This is a genomic window from Paenibacillus sp. FSL R5-0923 (genome assembly GCF_038009145.1).
GTDB lineage: Bacteria > Bacillota > Bacilli > Paenibacillales > Paenibacillaceae > Paenibacillus_AQ.
Map to the genome: position 1 here is coordinate 5,317,330 of NZ_JBBPAT010000001.1, position 12,710 is coordinate 5,330,039.

General features: G+C 43.1%; 12 protein-coding genes. 3 read left to right on the top strand and 9 right to left on the bottom strand.

Going from position 1 to position 12,710, the window contains the following annotated elements; translation table 11 throughout:
- Positions 1 to 109 precede the first annotated feature (109 nt).
- Together MKX35_RS23915 and MKX35_RS23920 are read left to right on the top strand one after the other, a co-directional pair.
- Positions 110 to 1,513 (top strand): RsmB/NOP family class I SAM-dependent RNA methyltransferase, encoded by a 1,404-nt coding sequence (locus MKX35_RS23915; protein ID WP_076283138.1) that lies wholly within the window; start codon positions 110 to 112, stop codon positions 1,511 to 1,513.
- A 112-nt stretch (positions 1,514 to 1,625) separates the two neighbouring features.
- A complete protein-coding gene (locus MKX35_RS23920; protein ID WP_197069771.1) occupies positions 1,626 to 1,721 on the top strand; it encodes a sporulation protein YjcZ in 96 nt (31 codons plus the stop codon).
- A 70-nt stretch (positions 1,722 to 1,791) separates the two neighbouring features.
- On the opposite strand, the gene MKX35_RS23925 is transcribed toward MKX35_RS23920, so the two are convergent.
- From MKX35_RS23925 to MKX35_RS23935, 3 genes are read right to left on the bottom strand one after another with little or no spacing between them, the layout of a single operon-like run.
- Complete coding sequence (locus MKX35_RS23925) at positions 1,792 to 2,382, bottom strand: class I SAM-dependent methyltransferase (protein WP_076283139.1); 591 nt, start codon at positions 2,380 to 2,382, stop codon at positions 1,792 to 1,794.
- 15 nt (positions 2,383 to 2,397) lie between these two features.
- On the bottom strand, positions 2,398 to 3,039 hold the full coding sequence (locus MKX35_RS23930; protein WP_076283140.1) for a histidine phosphatase family protein: 642 nt from the start codon (positions 3,037 to 3,039) through the stop codon (positions 2,398 to 2,400).
- A 24-nt stretch (positions 3,040 to 3,063) separates the two neighbouring features.
- On the bottom strand, positions 3,064 to 3,999 hold the full coding sequence (locus tag MKX35_RS23935; protein ID WP_076283141.1) for a ketopantoate reductase family protein: 936 nt from the start codon (positions 3,997 to 3,999) through the stop codon (positions 3,064 to 3,066).
- 163 nt (positions 4,000 to 4,162) lie between these two features.
- On the opposite strand from MKX35_RS23935, the gene MKX35_RS23940 reads away from it, so the two are divergent.
- Positions 4,163 to 4,732, top strand: coding sequence for a TetR/AcrR family transcriptional regulator (locus MKX35_RS23940; RefSeq protein ID WP_076283142.1), 570 nt, complete (start codon positions 4,163 to 4,165; stop codon positions 4,730 to 4,732).
- A gap of 5 nt (positions 4,733 to 4,737) precedes the next feature.
- On the opposite strand, the gene MKX35_RS23945 is transcribed toward MKX35_RS23940, so the two are convergent.
- The 6 genes from MKX35_RS23945 to MKX35_RS23970 all read right to left on the bottom strand — a co-directional run bounded on the left by MKX35_RS23945 (position 4,738) and on the right by MKX35_RS23970 (position 12,708).
- Positions 4,738 to 5,721 carry an ABC transporter ATP-binding protein gene (locus MKX35_RS23945; protein WP_231573419.1) on the bottom strand — a complete coding sequence of 328 codons (984 nt, stop codon included), beginning with the start codon at positions 5,719 to 5,721 and terminating at the stop codon, positions 4,738 to 4,740.
- A gap of 22 nt (positions 5,722 to 5,743) precedes the next feature.
- Complete coding sequence (locus tag MKX35_RS23950; RefSeq protein ID WP_339802457.1) at positions 5,744 to 6,493, bottom strand: ABC transporter permease; 750 nt, start codon at positions 6,491 to 6,493, stop codon at positions 5,744 to 5,746.
- Between the two features lie 29 nt (positions 6,494 to 6,522).
- Entirely contained in the window at positions 6,523 to 7,344 is an 822-nt protein-coding gene (locus MKX35_RS23955; RefSeq protein WP_076283144.1) for an ABC transporter permease, read from the bottom strand.
- 49 nt (positions 7,345 to 7,393) lie between these two features.
- Positions 7,394 to 8,569 (bottom strand): serine hydrolase domain-containing protein, encoded by a 1,176-nt coding sequence (locus tag MKX35_RS23960; protein WP_081382744.1) that lies wholly within the window; start codon positions 8,567 to 8,569, stop codon positions 7,394 to 7,396.
- 230 nt (positions 8,570 to 8,799) lie between these two features.
- Entirely contained in the window at positions 8,800 to 10,356 is a 1,557-nt protein-coding gene (locus MKX35_RS23965; RefSeq protein WP_076283146.1) for an extracellular solute-binding protein, read from the bottom strand.
- A gap of 57 nt (positions 10,357 to 10,413) precedes the next feature.
- The gene (locus MKX35_RS23970; RefSeq protein ID WP_076298526.1) at positions 10,414 to 12,708 is read right to left on the bottom strand and encodes a DUF4962 domain-containing protein; all 2,295 of its coding nucleotides are present in this window, start codon (positions 12,706 to 12,708) and stop codon (positions 10,414 to 10,416) included.
- Positions 12,709 to 12,710 lie beyond the last annotated feature (2 nt).

The following is a 12,710-nucleotide window of genomic DNA, read 5'->3' on the forward strand; positions in this document are numbered from 1 at the left end:
TTATGATATAGTTGTGTATATGTAGAATTTCAGGTACGATTACGTTCCCCATACCTTGATTTTATCGGTATAAACATGAAACAGCAACTAAGAAAAAGGAGAATGATCTATGAAGGAAGAACAGCTGCCTGCCTCTTACACCGCATATATACAAGAAATGCTGGGGCAAGAGGCAAATGCTTTTCTAGAAAGTTATTCAGCTCCACGAACGCAGGGACTTCGCTTTAATCCATTGAAAAGTATCTCAGATTCAGGTCAAGTCGCAGTAGAACGCACAGTCTCACAGTTTGATCTGAAACCTATCCCATGGTGCCCTGATGGTTATTATTATGAAGAGCCCGCTCGACCAGGCAGGCACCCTTACCATGCTGCTGGACTATATTATATTCAGGAGCCTTCCGCAATGTCCGCAGCTGAACTGCTGGCACCTAAACCCGGTGAAACCGTCCTCGACCTTGCAGCAGCTCCAGGGGGTAAAACTACGCATATCGCTGGTTTAATGCAAGGACAAGGCCTCTTAATTTCTAATGAAATCCATCCAGAGCGCGCAAAAATTCTTGCAGAGAACGTAGAACGTTTAGGCATTAAGAATACCCTCGTAACCTGTGCAACGCCAGAGCAGCTGTCTTCGCGCTTTCCACTTGCTTTTGACCGAATTATGCTGGATGCTCCTTGCTCAGGAGAAGGCATGTTTCGAAAAGATCCAAATGCCGTTCAAGAGTGGTCTCCTGACCATGTGGTTATGTGTGCGGCGAGACAATGGGACATCCTGCAAGACGCCTACCTTATGCTTAAGCCTGGGGGGACTCTAGCCTACTCTACTTGCACCTTTAACCGTCAAGAGAATGAGGAGATCATTGCCCGATTGACGGATCGTTACCCCGATATGGAGTTACTTACCCACAAGCGCCTTTGGCCACATTTAGAAAAAGGCGAAGGCCACTTTGTTGCACTCCTACGTAAGCACAGTGTTACCGAAAACGACGTTAACGATGACGTCAAACGCAGCACCAAAAAGCGTCGAAGCAAAAGCAACCCAAAAATAAATTCTTCCGTTCGCGATGCATACCAGTTATTCCAAGACTGGGCTTCGTTAGAGCTTCCTGGTTTCTCATATCAAGGCGTCCCTCTGCTGTTCGGAGAATCCCTATATTTACTGCCTGAATCCTTTAATGGCAACCTCCATATTGGGCTGCTGGATGGTTTGCGTATTCCTCGTGCCGGGCTACATATTGCCCATTTGAAGAAAAATCGGATTGAACCCGCTCACGCCCTAGCGATGGCGATTCAGCACACACAAGTAACACGTAGTTTTGATCTCAGTAGTGGGGGGCTGGAAATACATGCTTGGCTCCGGGGAGAAAGCTTACCAGTGCCGGTGGAATTACATGGATGGACACTTGTAACTTTAGATGGATTGCCGATAAGTTGGGGCAAAGCAAGTGCAGGCCAACTTAAGAATCATCTTCCTAAAGGACTTCGCATCTTAAAAGCCCATATTGACGAGCAATAGGCCATAGACCAGTACATCCAGTCCACTTTGGCATATGATGTCATTATCTCAGAAAGCTGCGACACCCGCCGCAGCACTTGAGAACAAAGACATATGGTAAGGAGGAATTAACATGGGTGAATTTCATGGAGGAGCCTTCACTTCGACTGGAGCGATCTTGGTACTTTTTATCTTGCTCGTAATCATTTCCCGTTCGTTGTTCGTTTAATACCAATCCGGCTAATTAGACGGTGAAATTAAAGCGGCTGTGTCGTCCTTTGTAGGGCGGTGCGGCCGCTTTATTTCTTTCCAGCATAACATCTCCATTTGTTGTTCTCGTGAATATTTACCGTTTGAAAGCCAACTTTCCGAAATAACTGATCTATCTCTTCGTTTTTTGTGTATTGTTTCATGTGATAATTGATTTTATAGACCTCAGAAATAATAACAAACGTTCCGCCTGTCTTCAGCACCCTAAACACTTCACTTATATTTTGTTCAAGATCTGGCCAGAAATAATGCGTCTGAATAGCCGTGATCGTCCCGAAAAATCCATCATTGAACGGTAAAGCCGATACGTCTCCCTGACTAATCTTCACCTTACCTGCGGCAACAGCCTTATTGTTTTTTTGATTGGATGTCTCCACAGCTTGCTGAGAATAATCTATGCCGTAGATTTCCTGATATTTATTATGTTTTGCAAGCATATGTATAGTTTGACCGCCACCACAGCCTATGTCCAAAATAGGTGCGTTGTTCATCACTTCTATTTTTTTAAGCCCCCACGTTGTTATGCTGGAATGTGCCCGGTTCATGATCTTGATCATGATATTCCCCACGAATCCTCTCGGGTTCTTGGCTTGATCGATCAGTGCATTCAATAATCCCATATTTGTACCTCCCAATCAATTGGACAAACCAGCAGCCTGATCACTTGATATATGTTCCGTAAGATTTTCAGCTGTAACTACCCACTTATCTACTTGATATTCTATTTTATGAATACTTGTATATGAAGTCGGGAAATGGGCATTCTTATTGGTCCACGTTAGCCCTTTTAAAATATGATAAATAATATTAATTACGCCACCATGCGTAACCACAATTACATTTTCTTTTGGATCAGTACTCTCCAGTTCATTACATAGTTTTGAGAAACTTGTATTAATTCGCGTAAAAAAATCCTGTGGGCTCTCTCCTCCTGGAAATCTCTCATCCATTCTTAATTCTGAGAAATAGAGACCCGGGTATCGTTCATTTGCAATTTCATGGGGCATTCCAGCGATTACACCATTGTTCGTTTCTCTCCAAGACTGACTGCTTTCAACAGGCAAGCTTAGCGCTCTGGCGATCTCATTTGCTGTATCTAACGCACGCTGCAAATCACTGCTAAGGATACGAGTGATGTTAAAGCTAGACTGATTTTCCTTAAGATAACAACCAAGTCGTTCGGCTTGTCTATAGCCCTCTACTACAAGTCCACGTTGACTCCAACCCCCACGATAGCCTTCATCATCTATTCCATGCCGTATAAAATATATAGTCATCGATTGTACACCTCCCAAAAAAGATTATTTTGCATTATACTTCGAGATCGCTTGTTTTTGAAGTTGATCCCACTGGGGCGTCGCAATGTTTGCTTGTTGTTTCAACTTATCAAACGAATTAAACAAAGCTGCAATTTCGCTGAAAGAACCATCTACAAATTTCATAAAGGGTAATTTATGAATTATTTTCAGACCATAGTATACACCCTGTTTATGTTTTCGAATAAAGTCAACTTGACCTGCTGGAGTGATCGTATAGTCTAGCTTCTCCATCATTTGAAACCCTTCGTCCATTACTGAAATGGCTTGTTTTAATAGCTTCTTATCTTTAGATACCTTTTTCAAATCCCCGTCATGAAGATAATTAAGGGAGTTCAAAGCCACTATAGGCACGATATGACTTTTGAGCCAAGCATCCATATCCTCATGATAAGTTAGCTTATACTTAGCGTTCTCAAACGCTTTTTCCAGTAAGTGTTTTATTGGGATCTCACCGTCAAGACTGCCAAGTACCATTTGCCCACCTGCGTGTATTTTGATAACTCGACCGCTCGCTTCACGAATTCCTGCGCTAAGCTGAAATCCAAAGAGTATATTTTTTCTTACATCGCTCATTTCCTGAAGATCCTTTTGCATTTCGTGAGCATCGCCATTATTACCCACAATAATTATATTCTGACTCTGATTTTTAGCTAAAATAGGTAATACGGCCGGAAAATCATTGTATTTCATAACAACAAAAATAAGATCATAGTGGTCATCCGGTTGAAGCTCTGAGATGACTTTTACAGAATCTATAGTGTTTTTACATTGAAAATAATGGCGAAGTACAAGACCGTCTTTCGTCAATTGCTCTGCACGCTTCCCTCTGGCAAGCACTGTGACATCGTTTCCCCCACGCACCAGGACATGTGCAAGATAGCTGCCTAAAACTCCCGCTCCGAAAACTAATATTCTCATATCTAACTCCTCTATCCCTTTTTAGACATTTGTTGAATTTCGATCATCTGTTCGATAAAATCAGATTATCACATCTCCGGTAGGGTTCAATCGTTAGTTTGATCGGTTTTGTTGATTTTTCAACAAAATACAATACATTGTTTAATAAAAAGGGAGTATTACCATGGATAGAAGAATTAAAAAAAACCAAACAGCCATCATGAATGCATTAATTCAACTAATGGCTGAAAAAGATTTTGAAAAAATAACGATTAACGAAATCGCAGAGCGCGCTGATGTAAACCGCGGAACGATTTATTCCCATTATGCGGATAAATATGATCTGATGGATAAATGCCTAGCGGCTCAGCTCCAGCAACTAATCGAAAGCTGCTCCGCAGTGGAGGATGAAACCGACCCCAATCCCTCTAAGACATCATTACTCCGCACGCTGGAACAATTGGAGGAGAATGCTCTCTTTTATAAGACTTTATTAAGAAACAAAGCTTTGCTCTCCTTTAGAAACCAATTACAAGATATGATAAATAATCAAATCAAAACACAATTCTTAGAAAACAATTTAAACCTAGATAAGTTAAGTAAGGATATATCCGTACAATTTTTGAGTTCGGCGACTGTCGGAGTGATTGAATGGTGGTTTACCCATAGTAATCCTTGTTCTGCAAAAGAAATTACTGAAAAGTTATGGTCAATGCTAGATCTGAATCTGCAAATGATCCGTTCTCAAGCTTGAAAATATTATCCCATATCCATCTCATAAATGGAGCTGATGATCTTTTCAATTTGGATCTCCTTAATGGATATATCAAGAATCTCTACCTTTTCACTAAGAATATGAAGAAACTCACCCATTTTACACTGCTCGGTATCGATCTCTAATTCCACTTCGTAATCCGATATTCTTTCTGATATCAGAGTCCCAGGCAGGTCAATATCTCCAATCGTTGTAGCAGCAGAAAGCCTGACCACTTTTTTAGCGCCTAGATGAAGTCGAAGTTCGGAGAACTTATCGTCATATACTTTTTTACCTTGATGAATAATTAGTACTCTTTGCACCAAACGCTCCACATCTTCCAAGTCATGTGTCGTTAGAATAAATGTGGTGCCTTCCTGATTCATTTGCTTAATGAATTCTCTGATTCTTTGTTTAGCTATAACATCCAGCCCGATCGTCGGCTCATCCAAAAAAACCACTGGCGGAGAATGAAGCATTGCCATAATAAACTCGCATTTCATTCGTTCTCCCAGTGATAGGGTGCGCGTAGGCTTAGTGATAATATCACCAATCTCAAACATGCTAACAAATCGGTCTAGTCTTGTACGAAAGTCATTCGTAGGAATATCATAAATTTCCTTATTCATATAAAAGCTATCCAAAGGAGGAATGTCCCATATTAACTGAGATTTCTGTCCGAACAACACTCCGATTTGCTTTACATATTGATTTTTCTGCTTATGAGGGTTGTATCCTAGAACATTTATTTCTCCTGATGTAGGATAGAGAACGCCTGTCAGCATTTTAATAGTCGTAGATTTACCTGCACCGTTTGGCCCCAGAATGCCAATGATCTCTCCTTTTCCAACACTGAACGAAAGATCTTCTACAGAGGTGATAATCGATTTTTCACGGTGAAACAGACTTTTAAATACGCTTTTTGCATCTTGTCCACGGTGATACGTTTCATATTGCTTAGTTAAATTCTTGACGGTAATAATGTCCAATGTAATTCTCCTTCATACAAATTCATCCTCCGGCACTTTTGTAACTACGAAGCATGTACGTATAGAGCCAAATTCCGAAGGCCGCAAATAACACACAAGGGATAATCGCTATAAAAAAATAAGCTTCCCATCGTCCAAGCAGTGTAGATGCAGGAAAGTAAGCAATCATGGAAACCGGAAAAAGAAAAGAACTCACGGCTACGACTGCTTTAGGGAAAATCGTCCCTGGATAGCGTCCAAAAGACTTAATGCTCTCAAACATCTCCGGCAAGCGGGAATTCGCCACCCATTTGAAGGAAATCGCTGCAACAATGAGCGCCACGCCAAACATGACAAGCAGCCCTGCTCCAAACAATAACAGGAACAATAACCAAGAGCTGAAGGTCATCCCATCGATTCCGCTAAGTGCGTAAACGAACATGACTACTCCTCCACCTAAAAGCCCGATACTTTCGAACTCAAAAGATCTGGCCAACAGCAGAAAAAGGCTCGAGGTTGGTTTAATTAATACCACTTCCAGCGTTCCTTCCACTACATGGGACATCGTATTCCACATGATTCCGTTGAAAAAAATCCCGGCACAAGCCGTAGACAGAATGAAGACAGATTGAATTAATAGTGCCTCTTTAAAGGTCCATCCTTCAAATGAAGCATTCGAATTATAAATGAATACCGTTACTAGAGGAAACAACACATTCCCTATAAGCATGATAAGACTATTAAGAATAAAATTAACACGATAAGTGATAGCAGAAGCTATATTCGCCTTCATACAAGTTTTGTATATTAAAAACATACGTTTCATGCGCCCACCCCCGTAAAATGCTTAAGCGACACCGCATACAACACCCGGCAGACTATTCCGGCAATAATAACGGCTATAAGCTGCAGCAACAAAACTTGAGGAATAGGTAAGGTTATATCAGCTAAAGTATAGCTACCTGTATAGACCATTGCAGGCAGAAAGGTCGTATATTGAAACGGTAAGAAAAAGGAAGCCATCTGTAAGGACTTTGGAAAAAAGACTAATGGAATCAGTGATCCTGAGAATATCCCCTCACAAAGACTGAAAAAGTTACGAATACTGGAGGATTGCACCATCCAAAAGGCCACCATTCCAATACTATAGTGGATGAAAAAATTCATCATGAACGCCATAGCTATCGATAGCATTGCGTATAGTAAATTTGCGGGTAAAACATCAATATGAAAAATAAAGAAGAAGATCATAAAACAGGGTATAAATTCAAATAGAAGCCCAAGTACCCTATGCCCTGCCTTCTGTGACAATGCATAGAACATATGATTCATTGGTCTTAAAGAGAACGTAATGAATTTCCCGGTGCGAATGAGCATTTGTAAATTCCAATCGGCAAAATCCATGGTCAAGTAGTTGATCAACATCGTGGCGCAAAAATAAGAGAGCATCTGAGAGAGCGACATCCCGTTAATAGAGGATTCCCCGCTATAAACAGCGCTCCATATATAATACTGCACTAAAAAATATACCGGGCCTACAAAAATAGAAACCATCGAATGCGTTCTGTACGCACTCCATTCCTTATAAGTAACAAAAGCAACCGCTCTCATAACGCGAAAGCGGTGCTTTATCTTCTCAAACATAAGTCACATCCTGCCCATCTTTGATATCTCACAACATATAATCTTATTCTTATTCGAGTCCGGACCAGATCACATTGTTTGTACCGAAAATCCCTCTACCGTCCCATATATTTTTATGAAAAGGGATATACCAAACGGCAATCAGCTTTTCTACCGGATCAACGACCAAAGAACAAGACCCCCATCCTTCGTGAAAAAAAGTGCCTTCAGAATAAGATGTACTTTCATTATATCGAAGGTCTGGCCCAAGACCGTATGGTCTATCCGCTCCTCCATCTCCCCATGCGTAGTTTGGAAGTTTTTCAGAATTGAACCGCTTGGTCATTCTCTGAACAGCCATCCGACTTAAGATATGACCACCTTCGTATTCCCCATGGTTAAGCAGCATGAATCCGAACTTTTGTAGATCATTAACGGTTGAATACAGTCCCCCACCCGTTCCGGGAGTCTTGATTTCTTCCTCAGACCTTTGTTCTTCATCCGTAATTTCCCCGTTTTGCAGCTTCAGAAGATATTCCTTGGCTTCTTCCGAACGAATAGCGATCCTACCAGCTTTCTCAGGCGGTATATCAAAGAAAGTATCTGTCATGCCTAACGGTTTTACAATGTTGTCCATTATGTAATCTTCTGCAAAAACACCTGTTATTTTCTCAATAATTGCACCAAGAACCACGTATCCGAATGATGAATACATCCATTGAGTCCCTACCGGAAAACGAATGCCATAGGAAAGTCCAGCTTTAATCCAGTTTTCTTTTCCAAGCTCTGATTCATAAATATACCACCATGCACTTTTATAGTAGGTATCACTTATAGTGCCATGATCAGGTGCGATGCCGGAGGTATGCGTCAGTAAATGAGCAATTGTAATCGGCTTAAAAGGATCGGCATCAAACTCCGGAAGAATAGAACTAACTGGTTGTCCCATGAAAATTTTTCCATCATCTGCCAGCTGCCAGATCGCTGTTGCCGTAAACAGTTTGGTAATAGAAGCGATTCGAAAAATTGTATCCGTTTTTAATTCTTGGTCGCTATCTTCTTCGTAACTGAAGCGTCCCCCCGCTCCATTAGCAAATATTTTTCCATAACGACTAAGAGAATAAATATAGCCATCTGCTACTTTCTTATTACAGAGATCCTCATAAAAATGATTAAGTGCCTCTAAACGGTCCTCCCTATAATTCGCTTCGTGCAGCTTGCTAAGCTCTGTAGTTGATAACATCATTCACACTCCTCTAGTATTCTATGAAAAGCCATGTCAATTCTCAAAAATGTAATATATTGCTTATTAATAATACCTTTTCAGTACTATTGTTACAACAAAATCTAACGAACTGGAAGGTCAACTTTATATTTAACTATTCTATACTGATCTCACTTCAATATGTATGGTTTGCGTCTTCTATAACCTTAAGAGGAGCCCGGTTTAACCGTCAGCTCCTCAGGAAGGTAAAATTATCTGCGTGGCATGGTAACGCCTACTTTGTTATTATACTTTTCTGTAGCTTCTTTGATGACATCGTTGCCGCCTTTGGAAAGCCACTCTTCTACAACCTTCGGCCAGTCGCTGATAGGCTCCTTCCCATATACCATCTTTACCATATGCGTCAGCAGCACCGGAGGAGCAGTGTCCGAGTTAGGTGCAATGTCTGGATTCTTCACCAAGGCATCAAGCCGCGGGTCGAATTGAATTCCATCACGGCCTTCATTAGCCAGAATAGTATCATATACATTGATCAAGCTTCTGCCTTCTTCTGTCGTATTAAGGGCACCCTTGTTATACGTAGTATCCTGCACCAACCAGAGGAAAGACTGACGGTAACGCTCCTCATCTACAGCAACGGAATCCGTAGGAGAAGTGTATACGATTTTGCCGTTCTCTTCCTTATAGGTTTCATCCTTGATCCCAAAGGTAAAGAAGGTTTCTGCCTCTTCACTCAGCATCCAGTCAAAAAATTTCACAATATCCGCAGCATTCTTCGTCCCCTCTTTGATAAAGTAGGTGCGCGTAGCGGAGCCGTACAAATAGGAACCCCCTTTTCCGTCAGGTCCAACTGGCGAAGCAATAATCTCCAGCTTGGCGGATGGCGTTGAAGCCTTCAATTGCTGCTCCCATTGTAGAAGTTCGTTTGCATTCATCGTCCACATACCGGCTTTGCCTGAGAGGATCGCATTTTTGTAGTTGGTCGGGTTAATGGTGGCAAATTCCTTGTTGATCAAACCCTCTGTATACATGGTGTTGTAGGTTTGTAACGCCTTCATCATATTTTCGCTATCCATAAACTTCGGCTGAACCTGGCCGTTTACTTCCTCGAACATAGTCAGATACGGAAAAACATCATAAGCGCCAAAGAAAGCATCCGCATATTTGAAGTCTTGACGGCCCATGTACGGGTTCTCTATCCCCAGCTTTTTGAAGGCACGCAACACAGTCAAGTACTCATCGACCGTTTTTGGAACCTGCAAGCCGGTTTGATCCAGCAGGTCCTTGCGAATCCAAGTCGCCCGGCGGGAGGGATTGGACAGAAACTCCGGTATTGCATAAATTTTTCCTTGATAGGTGACGTTCTCCCAAGCTTCCTTTGGGATTACTTTCAAAAGGTTCTGGCCGTTTTGCTGCAGCAGATCATCCAAGGGCATGAACACACCAGCTTCAACAGAACCAGCCATCTCCTTGCCATTTACGCCGCCCGAGCCTTGAACGACATCCGGTATATCATTAGTAGCGAACATCTGCACCATTTTCTGCTCGAACTCTTTATGAGGAACCAACACAATATCCAAGTCTGTGTTTGTCATCTCCTCCAGCTTTTTCACCCATTTGTCCTTATTCAAGTCGGGTGATTTCTCAACATAGTTAAAAGCCAGCGTCCGCATCGAGATCGAGAATTCAGTTTTCTGCGGCGTATTTGATGCGCCTCCGGCAGTCTCTTCTTTGTCCTTGTTCGAGCAACCTGCAATAACGGTAGCACCCATTACGATAGCCAGACAGATGCCAATCCATTTTTTCATAATATAACCCTCTCCTTGTACAATGGGGTGTATACGTAAAATGAAGATATGTTAAGACTAATAAGCTTTTGGGATCTCAACCCGGTGGGTAATTCCCTGATTCGTAAAGTAGACATGAACCCCATGGTCCTGATCGTCCATAAAGTACGATACGTAATCCCGGCTTCCTGATTTTTGTGGAATCAGAAGAGTGATGATCCGATGACTTATAGCCTCTTGAGTAGATGCAGTCAAATGCCAATGCTCGGGCAGCCCTTCCCATTCTTTCGGATCTACATCGGTAAATTGATTGCTTTGACTAAGTGCCATTTCTCCCGAGGAACTATAGACAAATCTGCCTTCCATTTGAGCTTTTTTACCATTTACTTTAAAGGATTGATCCTTCAACTTCATGGGATACAGCGTATGAAATAGCCAATCCAATTTTCCCGGACGTTCCAGCTCGACACTATCTGTGATAACAAAGTAAGCGCTATCAAAGAAGAATATTTCCCGCACATACCGCTTGATATAGGGTACATTCTCGCGGTAGGCTTCGGTGGCATCCATTTGCGTGTAGTTGATTCCGGGCGTACTGTACGCCTTCAACACCTTGCCGTAGGCTGCCATGTTCTTCGACTTGTCCGTGCCAGCATATTGGCCTTTGCCGTCAATAAGAATTGCGTTCTTGGAGCGGGTCTGCCTGCGCCACTGCATATGCATCGTACTGTTGAATGCAACGTAATAACCGCTTTCAATAGCCAAGGGCTCGCCGAAGGCATGCAGCAGGAAGGCGTTTTGATCCCCATGGCTATGGCTCACAGAGCCGTAACGGCTGCTCTTGGTCAACAGCATGATATGTTCCTGCGGATCCTCCATCCGATGATGCATAGCCACCCATCCCACATCCTGAAACCACTTCAGAGGTTCTGCAGCCACCGGTGGCTCTGAAGAAATCTGCGGATAATCCGTGCGATAAACCATCTCATCGAACCGGAAATCCCACCAGCCGTAGTTATAAAAGATCATCTGGGTATCAGGGTTCAGTTCCTTAGTTTGCTCAAAATACCACTGGTACTGCCTATTTCCGGTTAAACCGGCAAATTGGCGGATATTGAAGCCCGTCTTGAGATTGACCGGATCTCCCAGCGACGATTGATCGCCGAAGCTTGCCCTCACGGTATCAGGACTGAAGCAATAGAGCGGAAAATCACCGGTTTTGCGAAAGAAAGGACGGTCATAGAAATTGATTGCCATGTATTTGCGAATTAAATTGAGCGCCTCCGTAACGAACGCCATCTGAGTGGTCCAATACATCGGACCTTCCGCCCACCCGCCGTCTTTGCCACCCCATGGGGTATACATGGCGGAGAAGTACTCCAGCGTATAATCAAGCCATTCCTGCGCCTTCTCCTCCTCACCCAACATGGAAATACAACAGGGGACGAGTACAGAGGATAAAGAGCGGATCGCATGGCTGTCATAAGGAACTTGATGGATTCGGGAACGTTCGATGACATGGAATGCGATCTGCCCGCTTCTTCGCAGTAGCGCCTGCCTTACCTTAAGGCGTTCTTCTTCCGTAAGAGAGCCGTGAAGCCAATCATAGCCCCATGCCAACGCTCCGGCTATGCGAAAGGAGCATTCATCATTGTAATCCCGGCTGGTGGTACCATCCGTGTTCCAGCTAGCAGCATGAAGCAGCCACTCTTTAGCTTTGGCGATAAGCACCTCGTCTTCCAACACAACTCCAGCTATAGCAAGATGCCGGACAGCATAGAAAACTTCCTGGCAGTCCATATACATCTGCCGCCATAGTTTGGCGACACGCTTATTATCTGGATACGGTGCAGGTTCTGGAATAAGATCGCGCTCTGTCCAGGGTAGAACGGAATGCTTCAGGAAGTCATCCCAGCCAGTTGAAATGGGGTCTTGGCGGACAACTTCCCGGTAAGACGGAAGTTGCTCCGCTTGAAGCCAAAGCCGCGGATGGTTGGCGGAAGCAGTTGAATATCGTTCTGTTCGGGAAGGCAGTGGCGTTAGCGGCAATTCATCCTCCACCACAAAAGCTCTTACTTTACTCCACTCGGATCTGATATCATTCTCCCCGATAAGACTGTATCGCCAATAATACGAGCCGGGCGCCAACGGCTTATCCGGGGTAAACAAATTATAGGGAATTCTACTGTAGGTCAACGTACCTTCAGACTCAAATCCAGTGTTTGAGGAGATCTGCAGCTCATACATACTCTCTTCCAGACATGCAGGCATCCAAGTAAACCGTGGAGGATTCTCTCCAACATCTGTATTTTCATCTGGCCCATATGACAGGTCGAGTACGCCGCTGGTAGGTTGAAATAAAGGTTCTAACATCT